The following is a 15,807-nucleotide window of genomic DNA, read 5'->3' on the forward strand; positions in this document are numbered from 1 at the left end:
CTCAAGCGTCGAAAGTCAGCTCGTCCGCGCCCAGCGGCGCCAGCATGTCCTGGACTTCGTCGTTGGTGACGTCGTCGAGGCTGCTGTGCTTCCACTTGGGGTTGCGGTCCTTGTCGATGATCTGGGCGCGGATGCCTTCGAGGAAATCGCCATGTTCCATCGCGCGCCATGTAAAGCGGTATTCGAGTTTCAGCGCGTCCTCGATGGTGCTGTCGAAATCGAGACGGCGCAGGATCTCATGGTGGCAGGCGACCGCGAGGGGGCTGGCGCGGCGCAGGGCTTTGGCAGCGGCCTGCGCAAGATCCGAGCTGTCGCCTTCGAGCGAGTCGAGCATGGCGGCGGGGGTGACCTGATTGAAATGCCGCGCCATCTCGTCGAGATGTTCGGAAATCGGGGCGTGGGGCGCGTCGAGTTCGACAAGCTGGACGGCACTGTCTGCGATCATCTGCGTCTTGAGCGCCTCCCAGGTGACTTCGGGCTGGAACACCGCGCCGAAACCGAGGATCGCATCGCTTGATTGCAGCCGGTGCCCGGTCAGACCGACCCATGTGCCAAGGCCGGGGCGGAGACCGTTCATTTGTGCAAGCAGCTGGCTGCCGCCCACGTCCGGTACAAGCCCGATGCCGCATTCGGGCATGGAGATCTGGCTGGTTTCGCCGACGATGCGGGTCGAGCCGTGACAGCCGACGCCGACGCCGCCGCCCATGGTAAAGCCCTGCAGAAAGCTGATCACCGGCTTGGGGTGATTGGCAATACGCGCGTTCATCCGGTATTCGTCGCGCCAGAACTGGCGGCCATAGGCGTAATCGCCTTCGGTCCCGGTGCGGTAGAGTTCGGCGATGTCGCCGCCGGCGCAGAAGGCCTTGCCGCCCTTGGCGTCGATCAGAACCTGTTTCACGCCGCTGGCCCCGGCCCAGTCGATCAGCGCCCGGTCGATGGCGAGACACATGTCATAAGTCAGCGCGTTCAGCGCCTTGGGCCGGTTGAGCGTGATATGACCGGTCTTGTTCTCGATCCGGATGTCGATATCGCTCATTTCGAGGCCAGCATTTGTCGGGCAACGATAACGCGCATGATTTCATTGGTCCCTTCGAGGATTTCGTGAACGCGCAGGTCGCGCACCAGTTTCTCGATCCCGTAATCGGCGAGGTAGCCGTAGCCGCCGTGCAGTTGGAGGCACTGGTTGACGATCTTCGAGCCCGCCTCGGTCACGAATTTCTTGGCCATGGCGCAGAACTTGGTGGCGTCGGGCGCTTTCTGGTCCAGCTTCCACGCTGCCTGCCGCAGGAAGGTGCGGGCGGCCTGCAATTCAATCTCCATATCCGCGAGGCGGAACTGGAGGCCTTGGAACTGGTCGATGCTCTGGCCGAATGCCTTGCGCTCGGACATGTAGACAAGCGTCTGGTTCAAGGCGGTCTGGGCCGCGCCGAGCGAACAGGCGGCGATATTGAGGCGTCCACCGTCCAGCCCCATCATCGCGTATTTGAATCCTTCGCCCTCGGTGCCGACGAGGTTTTCGGCCGGAACCTTGCAATCGTCGAATTGCACCTGCGCGGTGGGCTGGCTGCGCCATCCCATCTTGTCCTCGAGCGCACCAAAGCTGAGCCCGGGTGTGCCGTCTTCGACATAGAGCGTCGAGACACCCTTGAACCCGTCATCGCCGGTGCGGACCATGCAGACGTAGGCGTCAGAGTATCCGCCGCCGGAGATAAACGCCTTGGTGCCGTTGACCGTGTACCCGTCATTGCTCCGCTCTGCGCGGGTCTTGAGTGCGGCGGCGTCAGAACCCGACCCGGGTTCGGTGAGACAATAAGAGAGCACCAGTTCCATCGGGAGGGCGCGGGGCAGGACACGCGATTTCAGCTCGTCACTGCCGAAACTGTCGATCATGCGCGCACACATGTTATGGATCGAGAGAAAGGCCGCCACCGAGGGGCAGGCCATGCTCAGCGCCTCAAATACCAGCGTCGCATCGAGCCGCGAGAGACCTGAGCCGCCGGAATCCTCATCCACGTACAGACCACCGAAACCAAGCGCGCCGATTTCCGGCCAGAGAGACTTGGGGATCGTGCCTTCCGCTTCCCATTTCCGGGCGTTGGGGGCGATCTTTTTCTGGCCGAAATCGTGGGCCATATCGAAGATGGCCACCTGTTCTTCGTTCAGCGCAAAATCCATGATCCCTCCCAGACTTGGATATCGTGATATAACAGTCGCTTCTTGGGTACTCTGCATGCGCGGGGCGTTCAAGGTGGTAGCTTGCAAAGCGGGTTTGCAGAAACGCGGGGAGGGCGGTCCGGTTGAGGATTGACTGATTCTGTCGGGGCGCGGGCTGAAATGTGGAAATTTGGTGGCAGGGGGCGGTAACAGATTGGTGACTTTCGGGGCTAACGTTTCGTCGGCCTGATAGACGGTGCGTTCCGGAAGTTATTTTTGCAATTTTCGGTTGCGTTTTACGGCGGCGAGAGATCGGCTATGAGAGTTGGGAAGCGATCCTGCGACCGCGAGGGCTTCGTTGAAAAAATGAATATTTACATAAAGTTCTATCTTTTTAACCTGAAGATCCTGACCGGTCAGCCTGCTCCTGTTTGGCGTCATCTGCTGCAAGCTGTCGACGTAATCCTGCTGGATACACGTATTACGTGTGTGCGGAAACAAAGCCGTAAACAATGGGTATGACTGTATAAAACCTTTGGAAGTAAGTGGTTTTATGGTAAATAAAGCGGGACTGTCGAAATTGTATCAGTCTGTTTCTTGTTGTGGGCAAGTCCCACGAGGGGGTTAATTTGAAGAAGTTAATGTATGTCGCGGCAGCTGCCGCAACACTCTTGATCGGGACGTTGAACGCCGCTTCGGCTGCCCCGGTTTACTATTGCAGCGATGGCGGTATCGATCTGGCGGCGGACGGCTGCATTTCCGGAACGGCTAAGGGTTATCCCAACGGCGGCGATGGAATCTACTCCAACGCTGGCGGCGGCGATGACGAAGCTTCGGTCGAAGCGGCAATCCTGGGCGCAACCGGCACGGCCGTTGACATCTCGCTTTATGGTAAAAGCGACGACAACGCCGGCCTGTTCTCGATCACCGGGTCGACCTCGGGCAACTGGGACGTGCTCGATAATCTCGTCAATATCGCTTATATCACCGTGAAGGCGGCAAATTCCTTTGCGCTGTACGACGTAGGTTTCGTGAACTCCGGGTCGTTCTCGACTCTGGGTATCCTGAACAACGGCGGCCAACAGCCGGGTTTCTCGCACATCTCGTTCTGGACCGCGCCCGAGTCGCTGACATCGGTTCCGGTTCCCGCAGCGGGCTGGCTTCTGATTGCTGGCATGGGCGGTTTTGCAGCCATGAAACGACGCAAGAAAGCCTGATCAACCAGGCTTTTACTTGCGCAAGAGAGCGGCCCACGGGCCGCTTTTTTTGTGACAGACGCTTTGGCTTGAGATAAACGGGCGTTGGTAACAAGGGTTTCAGGCGAGCGCCGGGGCAGATGATTCTACTTTGACGGCCAGAAGGCCCCCCAACTGCCCGGGTGCTCAGCGCCCTCATTCCCTCTATCTCCGGAAACAATGAAAGATGTCCTGTTGGACTGTCGCCGTTATTCGGCGCTTTTCCTCGGTTTTGGCGATGAATCTTGCACGGATGCCGTCTGTGTCAGAAATATGGCGAAACCGGGGTCGACCTATGACCTTGCTGTCGGAACCACCTGCCGAGAGCCGACCCGACTGGTTGAAGTTTGGTAATGTATCGAGTGTTGAGATGTACAAGCGGCCTGCCTTTATCGCCACGATCCTGTGCGCCCTTTTCCTGACCTCTCCGACCGGCCAGATCTCGGCGCGATCGATTGTCGATGCCGGGTCGGCCAATTATTTCAATGAAATGCCGGGCACGGTGATCGAAGCCGAAACCGAGGAAGAGGCTAAGGAAACCACGCGGCGCGGGCGCGATCCCAACCTCGTACTGGTGGCCTGTATCCCATCGCCGGTGGAAACCGGTATCTGCCTCGCGCGTGCCGAACCTGTCCTGTCCAAGCCGGTGCGCGTGCTGGGGGCCTGCATCGCTTCGCCCAATTTCGATATCGGTCATTGCGGTATCGGAGAGGCGCAGCTGGCGGCCATCGTCATGCCGCCTGTCGTGGGCGCCGATGACCCGACACGCATCGTGCCGACCCCTTCGGTCTTCGCGTTGAGCTATCCGACGACACCGGTGAAACCCACCGCGCCGGGGATCCGCGTGTCCAGCCCGACCCCGGGTTATACGCCGCTGCCGGTCGATCCGGGCAAGCCAGGCGTGGTGCCGCCTTTCGTGCCCTCGATCGAGACCGGCGGCAACCCGAACCCGCCAAGCGTGGGCCGTCCCGAAACACCGCCGGAGGTGGCACCGGTGCCGCTGCCCGCGCCCGGACTGATGCTCTTGGGCGGACTTGGCTGCCTCGCGCTCAAGCGGCGCCGCAAGGCCTGAGCCAGATCCTACAGGTTATCTCGCAAGGCCTCCACATAAACGCTGGGGGCCTGGGTGCATCCAAACGGTTCGCCTCATGTGCTTGCGATCGCTGAACGCGATCTCCGGCATCCCGCCTGACACTCACCCGCGCATGAATCGCCGACGTGCCTCGACCGCCGTGTTGTAGCGCTGGTCAAGCTCGGCGATCAGCGCCATGGCAACCCGCTTTTCCTCTTCGCTGCGGGCATTGCGATAGGCTTCTCGCGCGGGCTCCAGCAGTTTCTTGATCTGAAATTCCTCGGGCAGGGTGCCGGACTCGGCCATGATCCGCACAGCCACCTGTGTCGCCATATCCGTATAGGCCATGCCCGACCGGTCCGGCAGCGGCTGTCCCGCACCATCGAGCGTTTCGAACTGGCCCTCGGCAATGGCCTTGCTGATCTGGCTTTCCACGATCTGGTTGAGCGAGCGGGCCATCATTACCTCATTGAAAAAAGCGGTACGGTGCCGTTATCGCAGCTTTTGCGCCGTGGGTCACGCTGCCGCTTCGCCGCAGGCACCGGACTTATCCACCTTCTTTGGGTTCCAAAATATCCCGGGGGTGAATTGCCCGCAGGGCAAGAGGGGGCTGGCCCCCGTCATGCGCAACAAAAAGGCCCGGGCGCAACACCCGGGCCTTTGAAATTCACTTGATGGTTTGGATCAATCCATCGGTTTGAAGTGGAACTCGCCGCCTTCCTTGAGGCCGGAGGGCCAGCGGGCGGTCACGGTCTTGGTGCGCGTGTAGAACTTGAACGCATCCGGCCCGTGCTGGTTGAGATCGCCGAATACCGATTTCTTCCAGCCACCAAAGGTGTGATAGGCCAGCGGCACCGGGATCGGGACGTTGATGCCGACCATGCCGATATTGATCCGGTTGGCGAAATCGCGGGCCGTGTCACCGTCGCGGGTAAAGATCGCGGTGCCATTGCCATATTCGTGGTCCATCGCGAGCGACAGCGCCTCTTCATAGGTCTTGGCGCGCACGGTGGACAGGACCGGTCCAAAAATCTCGGTCTTGTAGATGTCCATGTCCTTGGTGACATTGTCGAACAGGTGTGCCCCGACGAAATAGCCATCCTCATAGCCCTGCAGCGAGAAATCGCGGCCGTCGACCACCAGTTTCGCGCCCTGATCGACACCGGTCTGCACCAGCCGCAGGATGTTTTCCTTGGCGGCTGCGGTGACGACGGGGCCGTAATCCACGTCCGACCCGGCAGTATAGGGGCCAACCTTCAGCTTTTCGATCCGGGGTACCAGTTTCTCGATAAGGCGGTCGGCGGTTTCGTCACCGACGGGAACGGCAACGGAAATCGCCATGCAGCGTTCGCCTGCCGCGCCGTAACCTGCACCGATCAGCGCATCTGCGGCCTGATCCATATCGGCGTCGGGCATGACGATCATGTGGTTCTTGGCGCCGCCAAAGCACTGGACGCGTTTGCCCTGCGAACAGCCGGTGCCATAGATGTATTCGGCAATCGGGGTCGAGCCGACAAAGCCGATCGACTGGATCACATCATGGTAAAGGATAGCGTCCACGGCTTCCTTGTCGCCATTGACGACTTGCAGGATGCCCTTGGGCAGACCGGCTTCTTCCATCAGCTCGGCGAGCATCAGCGGCACCGAAGGGTCACGCTCGGAGGGCTTGAGGATAAAGGCGTTGCCGCAGGCGATGGCGGGCGCGAACATCCACATCGGGATCATGGCCGGGAAGTTGAACGGCGTGATGCCCGCCGTCACCCCGAGCGCTTGGCGCATGGAGTACATGTCGATGCCGGGGCCGGCATTGTCGGTATATTCGCCTTTCAGCATCTGCGGCGCGCCGATGCAGTATTCGACAACCTCGAGGCCACGCTGCACGTCACCGGCGGCGTCGGGCAGGGTCTTGCCATGCTCGCGGCTCAGCGCTTCGGCCAATTTGTCCATGTCGCGGTTCAGCAGGTCGACGAATTTCATCAGCACGCGGGCGCGGCGCTGAGGGTTGGTGGCGGCCCATGCGGGCTGGGCCTCGGCTGCGATCTGAACAGCCTTGTCGAGTTCGTCCGCAGAGGCGAGCGGCACCTTGGCCTGCACTTCGCCGGTCGCGGGGTTCATGACGTCGGCAAAACGGCCGGACGTGCCTTTGATGTGCTCGCCGCCGATATAATGGGTCAGTTCCTGCATGTTCAGAATCCTCCAAGTTACATTTGGGCGCACGATAGGCTTGCAAAAATCCAATGGAAAGTGGCAAGATTTCAAAAGCGTTTTGCGTTTTTGCAAGGTTTACCCGCATGGCCGACCCGCAATGGGATGATCTCAGGATATTTCTCGCCGTTGCGCGTGAAGAAAGCCTTTCCGGCGCGGGACGCATTTTACGGCTTGATCCGGCCACTATCGGGCGTCGGATCGCCCGGCTGGAAGCGGCGGTCGAGATGCCGCTTTTCGTGAAATCGCCGCAGGGCTACCGGTTGAGCGCCGCCGGAGAGCAGCTGATGCGGCACGGGGAATCCGCCGAACGGGCGTTGCGCATGGGCGTGGAATCGCTGACCGGAACCAGCAGCGGGCGGCTGACCGGCCAGATCCGGCTGGGCGCGCCGGATGGGTGCGCTAACTACCTGCTGCCGAGAATCTGCGCGGGGATTGCCCGCGAACACCCCGATCTCGACATCCATATCGTTGCGCTGCCACGCGTCATCAACCTGTCGCGGCGCGAGGCGGATATGGCGATCACTGTCAGCGCCCCCACGGCGGGGCAGCTTCTGGTGCAGAAGATCACGGATTATCACCTCCATCTGGTGGCGGCCCGGTCTTACCTGCGCGAGCAGGCGCCATTTGCCACGGTCGCCGACCTCAAGGGGCATCCGGTGATCGGCTATATCCCTGATATGATTTTCGATTCCGAGCTGGACTACCTGGCCGAGCTGAACGTGGCGCGGGTGCCGCTGGCGTCGAATTCCGTTCCGGTGCAGCTGAACCTCGTGGCCGAAGGCTCGGGGCTTTGCGTGGCGCATGATTTCGCCCTGCCGTTTCACAAGGGCCTGCGCAAGGTGCTGGAAGATGAAATCAGCATGACGCGCAGCTTTTACCTTGTCCGGCATCAGGGCGACCAGAAGAGCGACCGGCTGAACCGGTTCTCGGCGTTGCTGCTGGACGGGATGCGCAGCGAAGTCGCCCGACTCGAAAGCCTTACTTGACTTGCAGCCCTACGGGCGCAAGCTTGAGTTGTAGAACCGGCAATGAGGAGGTGCCCATCGATGCTTGTCCAGCAGATACTCAATTCAAAGGCCACGACCGGCGTGTTGACCGTCAGCCCGGATGCGAAGGTTTCCGAGGCGGCGAAAGTCCTTGCGGATAATCGTATCGGGTCGGTGGTCGTGTCGGCGGATGGGGGCAAGACGGCGGCTGGAATCCTGTCGGAGCGCGATATCGTTCGCGAACTGGCGGCACATGGCAAGGACTGCCTTGATGCGCCCACCAAGAATTACATGACGACCAAGGTCGTCACCTGTACGAGCCAGACATCTGCGCAGGAACTGCTGAGCCAGATGACAGAGGGCCGTTTCCGTCACATGCCTGTCGTGGAGGATGGCAAGCTGATCGGGCTGGTGACGATCGGTGACGTGGTCAAGGCGCAGCTTTCTGAACTTGCGATGGAAAAACAGGCCCTTGAAGGCATGATCATGGGTCATTGAAAGCGACTTCCCCTTGCATCTTGGGCTGCAATGGTATTTGCAGGTGCGGCATGACGACCAGGGCAGGGGGGAGATGCCATGCGCATTGGATTGTATCCGGGTACTTTCGATCCGATCACATTGGGTCATATCGACATTATTCGCCGGGCCTCCGCTCTTGTAGACAAGCTGGTCATCGGGGTTGCAATCAATCGCGACAAGGGACCACTGTTTTCGCTTGAAGAGCGTGTTGCGATGATTGAGGCGGAATGCGTGACCCTTTCACATGAGACGGGGGTCGAGATCGTTGCCCATCCCTTTGAAAACCTGCTGATCAAATGCGCCGAGGATGTCGGTGCGGGGATCATCGTGCGCGGGCTGCGTGCCGTGGCGGATTTCGAGTACGAATTCCAGATGGTTGGCATGAACCGGGCGCTGAACAAGGAAATCGAGACGGTGTTCCTGATGGCCGATGCCAAGCGTCAGGCGATTGCGTCGAAGCTTGTGAAAGAGATCGCGCGTCTGGACGGTGATGTTTCGAAGTTCGTGACGCCGATGGTCAATGACGCTCTGATCGAACGGATGAAAAAGAAGTAATCCAAGGCACGGCGACCTGGCGGCGCGTGCTGCGCACGCATTCCATTATTAATTTAGTTTTGGCGAGCTGTGTTGGGTCGACCCGGTTAACTGCGCCTTCCTGCCGGCGGGGGCTAGCGCCAGAAGGCGATCCAGTCGAGCAGGGCATAGACCTTCTTTCCCAGATAGACCATGTGTTCGGTCCCGAAGATCAGCATGTCTATGCCGACCGCCGCTAGGATGAGGATGGCCAGCACAAGCGCGATCTGATTGGTCATACGGTTCCACGGGCCCAAAAGCAAAAGTCCCGCCAGATATGCCTGACGGGACCCGAAAGCTCAAGCTGTGGGAATGGCTTAGCTGTGCAGGCGGCCCATGACCACGGCGACGTCGGCCATGCGGACCGAGAAGCCCCATTCGTTGTCGTACCAGGCCAGCACGCGCACCATGCGGTCGCCGATGACGCGGGTCTGGTCGGGGGCGAAGATCGAGCTTTCCTCGGTATGGTTGAAGTCGATAGAGACTTTGGGTTCAGGGTCATAGGCCATGACCTTGCCCATCGCGCCCTTGGCGGCGGCAGCCACGGCTTCGTTCACCTCGTCTGCGGTCACGTCGCGACCGGCGCGGAAGGTCAGGTCCACGGCGCTTACGTTGGGGGTGGGGACGCGGATGGCGGAGCCGTCGAGACGGCCCTTCATGCTTGGCAGCACTTCGCCAAGTGCTTTGGCGGCACCGGTCGAGGTCGGGATCATCGCCATCGCGGCGGCGCGGGCGCGGTAGAGATCGCTGTGACGGCGGTCGAGCGTCGGCTGGTCGCCGGTATAGGAGTGGATCGTCGTCATCAGACCGTGTTCGATGCCGAATGCCTCATCCAGAACCTTGGCGAGCGGGGCGAGACAGTTGGTGGTGCAGGAGCCGTTGGAGACCATGCGGTCATCGCCGGTCAGGGTGTTATCGTTCACACCGAAGACGACGGTTTTCTGAACATTCTTGGCGGGAGCGGAGATGAGAACCGATTTCGCACCCTGATCGAGGTGGACACCGGCCTTTTCGCCGTCGTTGAAATTGCCGGTACATTCGAGGACGACATCGCAACCGGACCAGTCGAGTTCATTGGGATCGTAGGTCGAGAACATCTCGATCTCGCCCCGGCCCAGATCGAGGGTGCGGTCGCCGACGCGGATGTCATGACCAAAGCGGCCGTGGATGCTATCGTAGCGCAGAAGATGCGCGGCGGTATCAAGCGGCCCGGTGGCATTGGCCTTGACCACGCGAATGTCGTTGCGCCCGCTGGACGCGATGTGGGATAGGGTGCAGCGGCCAATCCGCCCAAATCCGTTGATACCAACATTAATCGTCATGAAAAGCTCCGCCGAAAAGATTCCGTTAACGTGGATATAGACAGGGCTTGCTAAAGGCTAAAGAGAAAAAATAGAAGTTTTTCATTGTGTTAGCGCAAACTTCGGATGTTTGCGCTCACGCTTGCCCTGTGGTGCTTTTGCGCTAGGCTCTGGGCGAAACAAATTGAAGCAGGAGCTGGGCATGAGCGGCCTTTTGGCATTGTTGGACGACGTTGCAGGAATTGCCAAGATCGCGGCGGCCTCGGTGGATGATGTGGCGAGCCAGGCGGTCAAGGCCGGGTCCAAGGCGGCGGGCGCGCTGATTGACGACGCCGCCGTCACGCCGAAATATGTTCATGGCTTTGCAGCATCGCGCGAATTGCCGATCATCTGGCGGATCGCGAAGGGGTCGCTCAAGAACAAGCTGTTATACCTGCTGCCCGTGGGGCTTTTGCTGAGTGCCTTTGCGCCATGGCTCATTTCGCCGCTGCTGATGCTGGGGGGCGCGTACCTTTGTTTCGAAGGGGCCGAGAAGATATGGCACTGGCTGTTCCCGTCTAAACACCACGAGGTTTTCCCCGAGGACAAGCCCGGCGACCCCGCGCATCTTGAAGAGGAAAAGGCCCAGGGCGCGATCAAAACCGATTTCATCCTGTCCGCCGAAATCATGACCATCGCGCTGGCCGCGATTCCGCCGAGCAATTTCTGGATGGAGGCGGCGACGCTGGCCACGGTCGGGGTGATGATCACCGTGGTCGTCTATGGGGCCGTTGCGCTGATCGTCAAAGCGGATGACGTGGGGCTGTTTCTGGCCGAGAAAGGTAATCTTGGTCTGACCCGGTCGCTGGGGCGCGGGATCGTGAAGGTGATGCCGTGGCTCATGAAACTGCTGACCATCGTCGGGACGGCGGCCATGCTTTGGGTGGGCGGTTCGATTGTCATTCACGGGATGGAGGAGCTGGGCTTTGGATGGCTGGGCCACCATATTCACGACGCGGCGGCTTACCTCGCCCATCAGGTGCCTGTCGCCTATGAGGGCGCGGTGGAATGGACAGCCAAGGCTGCGATGGACGGGGTGTTTGGCCTTGCACTGGGAATGCTGCTGATTCCGCTAGCCACCAATGTCATCGTGCCGGTCTGGACGAAGGTCACCGGTAAATCACCTGCCGAGGGGCATTGAGAACTTCTTTTGCCCGGTGGACGTGATCAATTTTCGGGGTGCAACTGAATAATTACTGATTAGACACTCATAGGTTGAATTTAGTGGTGTGAAAATCGCTTAAGTAATGCATAATCAGTGCCATCCGCCGGTGCAATTTTTGCGCGTTGGGGAGGCGAATCAATGTGTTGTCTGGTCAAGTATCTGTTTATTTGCGCTGCTGCAGCGATGCCGGTGAGTCTGGCGGCGCAGGAAAGCAAGGGACCGCATGTTCTCGAAGTGTTTCTTGGCACGACCTATGCTGATCACCACGGCGAAAGCGAGCATGCCTTTTCGGTCGGCGTGCAGTATGGCTATGAGATCAAACGCGGTGTTTCGGTTGGTGTTCTGGCCGAATACGCGACTAACTCGCTTGATGCCTGGGTGGTCGGAGTTCCCGTCGTGGTCAATCTTGGCGAGACCCCGTGGCAGGTGACGCTGATGCCGGGGGCCGAGCTGGTTGGCGACGAACAGGAGTTCCTGTTCCGCACCGGGCTTGGTTATGAATTCGAGATGCAGGGCGGCTATGCGCTGAAACCCGAAGTCAATCTTGACTGGGTGGACGGGGAAACCTCCGTGGTCGCGGGCGTGGCGGTTGGGTTTCGTTTCTGACACCACTCGCGGCGCTTGAGGCCCGGCGAAAATGGAAACCCCCCGCCAAGTCCGGCGGGGGGTTCTTTCTTGCGGTGGGACGCCTTGGTGTGTGGCTTAGCCCTTGCGGCGGCGCGCGATGAACAGGCCGCCAAAGGCAGTCACAAGCAGCGGCAGGCCAGCGGGCAGCGGGACCTGCGATACCGAATAGAGGCTCGCGAGACCGGCTGTGGTGTATTCGCTCCCATCGCCAAAGGACCAGAATTCGAAGTTCAGGAACTGGCCCGCGACGACGCCATTGCTGGTCTGAAGCGTCAGGTCGACAAGGTCACCGTCGAGTTCAAAGCTGAGCAGATCGGTCATAAGATAGCTGGCAAGCTCGACCGTGTCGAACCCGTCGCTGCCGTCGATCACGCCGGTGCTGATCGTACCGGAGGTAAGGCTGTCGATGGTCAGCAGGTCATCGCCCGCGCCATAAAGAATATCGCCGATGACCGCGCTGTTCCCGGTCAGCTCGATCGCGCTATTGCCCTGACCGGGGGCCAGATCGACGGCGCGGCCGCTGCGGCCATAGAGCGTACCGGAGTTGATCACGGTGATTTCGGACGTCGCGGCCTCATCGGCGCCGATGGCATAGCGGCCCTCGATATACCCCGCGTTTTCGATGAGCAGCGGCTTGGCCGGGCGGGGCGCATCGCGGCTGTTGTCGAATTCGCTGTCGACGTCGATGCCTGCGCCTTCGGGACCGGTCGAGATGATCCGGCCAGTGGCGTAGTTGAAGATTTCGCCTTCGTCGATGTCGACGCCATCGTCGCTGCCCTGAATCAGGCCATAGTTATAAACCTGACCCGAAGCGAGCTGTGTGCCGTCCTCGTCTTCGATATCGTCGCGCAGGCGGATCGAGCCGTAGTTGTACAGGGTGAAATCGTCGCGCGCCTCGATGACTTCCTCGCCGCCTTCGATGGTGCCGCGGTTGATCACAGTTGAGCCCTGACCGCGGACCTGAATGGCGCGGCCTTCAAGCGAGGAGATCAGCCCGTCGTTTTCGATATAGCTTCCCGGCGCTGCCTCTTCGGTGCGGATGGTTTGTCGGCGGGAGGTAATGGTCCCGCTGTTATGCACGGTCAGGCCGCCTTCGAAACCGTCGAGCGCGTGGATTGCCCGGTCACCGCTGGAGATGGTGCCGGTGTTGTTGACGGTCAGGTTTTCGCCGACGCTGGTGATCGCATTGGCATTCTTGCGGTCATCGCTGATGCTGATGGTGCCCATGTTCTCGACCGTGACGTTGGTGCCGTCCAGTTCCAGCGGAGCGTCGTCACGGTCGCTGCTTTCGACCGAACCGGTTGCCGTCACGAAGACGGTCAGGTTATCGCTGGCGTCGCTGACCGTGTCCGAGGCGGGGGTGTAGCAGATCAGGACGGGGTTGCCACCGCTGATCGCTGACGTGCAGCTGGCGGCCTGCGCAAGACCCGGTAGCGACAGGGCGAGCAGGGCGGTTGTGGTCAGAAGGGTATTTCGGGACATTGCGTACTCCGCTGTAACAAGTGCTTGCACCTTTTCCGGCGCAGTCCCGCTGTCTGTGGTTTGGCGATGTAACGCTGGTATTACAGGTCGTGCAAAATGTGGCGAAATCTGGGCAAATTTATCCAGTGGGGCGCCGTGTGCCCGGTTGTCGGGCTGCGCGATGGTGGCGCGGCAACGGGAGATTGCAGGAAAAGCGGTCCGGCTGAAGGGGCTGAGCATACCGGGGCTGGGAGGCTTATGGGTTGTTATGAAATGCAAAAACGCGCCGCCGAGGCGACGCGTTTTCGGATTTTCAGCCAGTCGGCGCAGATTTTAACCAAGTAGTTCCTTGGCTTTCGCCACAGTCGCCTCGGCGGTGATGCCGAATTTCTCGAACAGAACATCTGCCGGGGCGGAGGCGCCGAAGCTGTCCATACCGATGAACCCGGCTTTTTGCTCGCGGCCGCGTTCGCCCAGCAGCCAGCGGTCCCAGCCCTGACGCACGGCGGCTTCGATGCCGATGCGGATCGGGCCGGCGGGCAGGACACGGCGGCGATAGGATTCATCCTGCTCGGCGAAAAGCTCCATGCAAGGCATGGAAACGACGCGGGTGCCGATCCCTTGCTCTTCGAGCGTCTCGCGGGCTTCGAGAGCGACGGAGACCTCGGAGCCCGTTGCGATCAGGATGACCTGACGCTTGCCGGTGGCTTCGGCCAGCACATAGGCGCCCTGTGCGGTGAGGTTCTTTTGCTTGTGCTCAAGGCGCACGGTCGGCAGGCCCTGACGGGTCAGTGACAGCACCGACGGCGTCTTTGTCGAGGTCAGCGCCAGTTCCCAAGCTTCGGCAGTTTCGACCGTGTCGGCGGGGCGGAAGACCCATGTGTTCGGTGTCGCACGCGAAATCGCGAGATGCTCGACCGGCTGGTGGGTCGGGCCGTCTTCGCCGAGACCGATGGAATCGTGGGTCATAACGAAGACAGTCGGCACTTTCATAAGCGCGGCAAGGCGCATGGCGGGACGGGCGTAGTCTGTGAAGCACATGAAGGTGCCGCCATAGGGGCGGATCCCACCATGCAGCGCCATACCGTTCATCGCCGAGGCCATGCCGTGTTCGCGGATGCCGTAGTGAATGTAGCGGCCCTTGCGGTTCTCGGGCAGGAAGATGCCCAGATCGCCGGTCTTGGTATTGTTGGAGCCGGTCAGGTCAGCCGAGCCGCCCAGCGTTTCGGACATGATCGGGTTCACGACCTCGAGTACATGTTCGGAGCTGGCGCGGGTGGCGACCTTGGGAGCGGTTTCCGAAGTCTGCTTTTTCAGCGCCTTGATCGTCGCCGAGAGCTTTTTCGGCGCTTCGCCCGCATAGACGCGGTTGAATTCGTTCTGCTTGCGCTCGGAGAGGGCGGAGAAACGCTCTTTCCACTCGGCATGGGCCGACGCGCCGCGCTTGCCGATTTCTTCCCATGCGGATTTGGTTTCCGCAGGCACTTCGAACGGGCCGGTCGTCCAGCCATAGGCGGATTTCGCGGCGGCCATCTGTTCGCCGTCGGTCAGCGCGCCGTGACCCTTGGAGGTGTCCTGCGCGGCGTGGCCAAGGGCGATATGGGTCTTGCAGGCGATCATGCTCGGCTTGCGCGAGGATTTCGCCTTGGTGATCGCGGCGTCGATGGCCTCGGGGTCGTGACCGTCGATTTCGATGACCTGCCAGCCGGACGCCTTGAAACGTGCGGGCTGGTCGGTGGCATCGGCAATGTCCACGGTGCCGTCGATGGTGATGTTGTTGTTATCCCAGAAAACGATCAGTTTGCCGAGTTCCAGACGACCGGCGAGGGTGATCGCCTCTTGGCTGACACCCTCCATCAGGCAGCCATCGCCGGCGATGGCATAAGTGTGGTGATCGACAACCTTGCGGCCATACTGGGCGCGCTGGACTTCCTCGGCAATGGCGAAGCCGACGGAATTGGCGATGCCCTGACCGAGCGGGCCGGTCGTGGTTTCGATCGCTTCGGCGAGGAAGTTTTCCGGGTGACCCGCGGTCTTGGCGCCCCATTGACGGAAATTCTTGATCTCCTCGAGGGTGATTTCGCTGTAACCGGTGAGGTAGAGCAGCGAGTAGAGCAGCATCGAGCCGTGCCCGGCCGACAGGATGAAACGGTCGCGGTCGGGCCAGTTCGGAGCGGCGGCATCGAACTTGAGATGCTTTTCGAACAGGACCGTGGCGACATCGGCCATCCCCATCGGCATGCCGGAGTGCCCGGAGCTAGCTGCGTGAACGGCATCGAGCGTCAATGCGCGGATCGCCGCCGCCTTGCTCCAGTGGTCGGGGTTTTTGCTGCGTAATGCGTTGAGATCCACGGCGCGTTGTCCTTTAGAAAAGAGAAATCTTTGCCGCTGAATATCAAGAGAGGGCCAAAGATCAAGGTATAGCGCCCGGCAAGGTTCAGCATCACATAAGGACAGGCGGGCAAGC

16 protein-coding genes are annotated in these 15,807 nt (G+C 60.5%); 8 read left to right on the forward strand and 8 right to left on the reverse strand.

The genetic code is table 11. The features are described from left to right. Position 1: 1 nt before the first annotated feature. Complete coding sequence (locus tag MF268_RS09430) at positions 2-1,036, reverse strand: enoyl-CoA hydratase/isomerase family protein (protein WP_238370610.1); 1,035 nt, start codon at positions 1,034-1,036, stop codon at positions 2-4. Continuing rightward, complete coding sequence (locus tag MF268_RS09435; protein WP_238370611.1) at positions 1,033-2,175, reverse strand: acyl-CoA dehydrogenase family protein; 1,143 nt, start codon at positions 2,173-2,175, stop codon at positions 1,033-1,035. Before MF268_RS09435 ends, MF268_RS09430 begins: the two co-directional genes overlap by 4 nt. Positions 2,176-2,783: 608 nt before the next feature. Here MF268_RS09435 and MF268_RS09440 point away from each other — a divergent pair. Both MF268_RS09440 and MF268_RS09445 read left to right on the forward strand, forming a co-directional pair. Continuing rightward, positions 2,784-3,371 (forward strand): VPLPA-CTERM sorting domain-containing protein, encoded by a 588-nt coding sequence (locus MF268_RS09440; protein WP_238370612.1) that lies wholly within the window; start codon positions 2,784-2,786, stop codon positions 3,369-3,371. Positions 3,372-3,684: 313 nt separating this feature from the next. Further along, positions 3,685-4,461 carry a VPLPA-CTERM sorting domain-containing protein gene (locus tag MF268_RS09445; protein WP_238370613.1) on the forward strand — a complete coding sequence of 259 codons (777 nt, stop codon included), beginning with the start codon at positions 3,685-3,687 and terminating at the stop codon, positions 4,459-4,461. Positions 4,462-4,584: 123 nt separating this feature from the next. Here the strand turns inward: MF268_RS09445 and MF268_RS09450 are convergent, their stop codons facing one another. Beyond that, positions 4,585-4,920, reverse strand: a complete 336-nt coding sequence (locus MF268_RS09450; protein WP_238370614.1) for a DnaJ family domain-containing protein — start codon at positions 4,918-4,920, stop codon at positions 4,585-4,587. Positions 4,921-5,145: 225 nt separating this feature from the next. After that, a complete protein-coding gene (locus MF268_RS09455; protein ID WP_238370615.1) occupies positions 5,146-6,645 on the reverse strand; it encodes a CoA-acylating methylmalonate-semialdehyde dehydrogenase in 1,500 nt (499 codons plus the stop codon). Positions 6,646-6,752: 107 nt separating this feature from the next. On the opposite strand from MF268_RS09455, the gene MF268_RS09460 reads away from it, so the two are divergent. The 3 genes from MF268_RS09460 to coaD all read left to right on the forward strand — a co-directional run bounded on the left by MF268_RS09460 (position 6,753) and on the right by coaD (position 8,729). Beyond that, positions 6,753-7,655 carry a LysR family transcriptional regulator gene (locus MF268_RS09460; protein ID WP_238370616.1) on the forward strand — a complete coding sequence of 301 codons (903 nt, stop codon included), beginning with the start codon at positions 6,753-6,755 and terminating at the stop codon, positions 7,653-7,655. A 60-nt stretch (positions 7,656-7,715) separates the two neighbouring features. Beyond that, complete coding sequence (locus tag MF268_RS09465) at positions 7,716-8,153, forward strand: CBS domain-containing protein (RefSeq protein ID WP_238370617.1); 438 nt, start codon at positions 7,716-7,718, stop codon at positions 8,151-8,153. 78 nt (positions 8,154-8,231) lie between these two features. Beyond that, a complete protein-coding gene (gene coaD, locus MF268_RS09470; RefSeq protein WP_238370618.1) occupies positions 8,232-8,729 on the forward strand; it encodes a pantetheine-phosphate adenylyltransferase in 498 nt (165 codons plus the stop codon). A gap of 113 nt (positions 8,730-8,842) precedes the next feature. Here coaD and MF268_RS09475 read toward each other — a convergent pair whose 3' ends face one another. Next, positions 8,843-8,986, reverse strand: a complete 144-nt coding sequence (locus tag MF268_RS09475) for a hypothetical protein (RefSeq protein ID WP_238370619.1) — start codon at positions 8,984-8,986, stop codon at positions 8,843-8,845. 78 nt (positions 8,987-9,064) lie between these two features. After that, positions 9,065-10,069 carry a type I glyceraldehyde-3-phosphate dehydrogenase gene (gap, locus tag MF268_RS09480; RefSeq protein WP_238370620.1) on the reverse strand — a complete coding sequence of 335 codons (1,005 nt, stop codon included), beginning with the start codon at positions 10,067-10,069 and terminating at the stop codon, positions 9,065-9,067. A 181-nt stretch (positions 10,070-10,250) separates the two neighbouring features. On the opposite strand from gap, the gene MF268_RS09485 reads away from it, so the two are divergent. Then, positions 10,251-11,228, forward strand: coding sequence for a DUF808 domain-containing protein (locus MF268_RS09485; RefSeq protein ID WP_238370621.1), 978 nt, complete (start codon positions 10,251-10,253; stop codon positions 11,226-11,228). 207 nt (positions 11,229-11,435) lie between these two features. Then, positions 11,436-11,858 carry a hypothetical protein gene (locus MF268_RS09490; protein ID WP_238370622.1) on the forward strand — a complete coding sequence of 141 codons (423 nt, stop codon included), beginning with the start codon at positions 11,436-11,438 and terminating at the stop codon, positions 11,856-11,858. Positions 11,859-11,954: 96 nt separating this feature from the next. On the opposite strand, the gene MF268_RS09495 is transcribed toward MF268_RS09490, so the two are convergent. Further along, positions 11,955-13,361, reverse strand: coding sequence for a VPLPA-CTERM sorting domain-containing protein (locus MF268_RS09495; protein ID WP_238370623.1), 1,407 nt, complete (start codon positions 13,359-13,361; stop codon positions 11,955-11,957). 96 nt (positions 13,362-13,457) lie between these two features. On the opposite strand from MF268_RS09495, the gene MF268_RS09500 reads away from it, so the two are divergent. Beyond that, positions 13,458-13,685: a hypothetical protein gene (locus MF268_RS09500; RefSeq protein ID WP_238370624.1), complete on the forward strand. Its 228-nt coding sequence runs from the start codon at positions 13,458-13,460 to the stop codon at positions 13,683-13,685. Here MF268_RS09500 and tkt read toward each other — a convergent pair. After that, positions 13,674-15,692, reverse strand: a complete 2,019-nt coding sequence (tkt, locus tag MF268_RS09505) for a transketolase (RefSeq protein WP_238370625.1) — start codon at positions 15,690-15,692, stop codon at positions 13,674-13,676. The genes MF268_RS09500 and tkt overlap by 12 nt on opposite strands. Between the last annotated feature and the right edge of the window lie 115 nt (positions 15,693-15,807).

Origin of the sequence: Heliomarina baculiformis (assembly GCF_019966545.1) — a bacterium.
Lineage (GTDB): Bacteria > Pseudomonadota > Alphaproteobacteria > Rhodobacterales > Rhodobacteraceae > Heliomarina > Heliomarina baculiformis.

Excerpts from the sequence above, each read along its gene's own strand:
- MF268_RS09430 (WP_238370610.1), bottom strand. The coding sequence starts at position 1,036 with ATGAGCGATATCGACATCCGGATCGAGAACAAGACCGGTCATATCACG.
- MF268_RS09435 (WP_238370611.1), bottom strand. The coding sequence starts at position 2,175 with ATGGATTTTGCGCTGAACGAAGAACAGGTGGCCATCTTCGATATGGCC.
- MF268_RS09445 (WP_238370613.1), top strand. The coding sequence starts at position 3,685 with ATGACCTTGCTGTCGGAACCACCTGCCGAGAGCCGACCCGACTGGTTG.
- MF268_RS09450 (WP_238370614.1), bottom strand. The coding sequence starts at position 4,920 with ATGGCCCGCTCGCTCAACCAGATCGTGGAAAGCCAGATCAGCAAGGCC.
- MF268_RS09455 (WP_238370615.1), bottom strand. The coding sequence starts at position 6,645 with ATGCAGGAACTGACCCATTATATCGGCGGCGAGCACATCAAAGGCACG.
- MF268_RS09460 (WP_238370616.1), top strand. The coding sequence starts at position 6,753 with ATGGCCGACCCGCAATGGGATGATCTCAGGATATTTCTCGCCGTTGCG.
- MF268_RS09465 (WP_238370617.1), top strand. The coding sequence starts at position 7,716 with ATGCTTGTCCAGCAGATACTCAATTCAAAGGCCACGACCGGCGTGTTG.
- coaD (WP_238370618.1), top strand. The coding sequence starts at position 8,232 with ATGCGCATTGGATTGTATCCGGGTACTTTCGATCCGATCACATTGGGT.
- MF268_RS09475 (WP_238370619.1), bottom strand. The coding sequence starts at position 8,986 with ATGACCAATCAGATCGCGCTTGTGCTGGCCATCCTCATCCTAGCGGCG.
- gap (WP_238370620.1), bottom strand. The coding sequence starts at position 10,069 with ATGACGATTAATGTTGGTATCAACGGATTTGGGCGGATTGGCCGCTGC.
- MF268_RS09485 (WP_238370621.1), top strand. The coding sequence starts at position 10,251 with ATGAGCGGCCTTTTGGCATTGTTGGACGACGTTGCAGGAATTGCCAAG.
- MF268_RS09490 (WP_238370622.1), top strand. The coding sequence starts at position 11,436 with ATGCCGGTGAGTCTGGCGGCGCAGGAAAGCAAGGGACCGCATGTTCTC.
- MF268_RS09495 (WP_238370623.1), bottom strand. The coding sequence starts at position 13,361 with ATGTCCCGAAATACCCTTCTGACCACAACCGCCCTGCTCGCCCTGTCG.
- MF268_RS09500 (WP_238370624.1), top strand. The coding sequence starts at position 13,458 with ATGTGGCGAAATCTGGGCAAATTTATCCAGTGGGGCGCCGTGTGCCCG.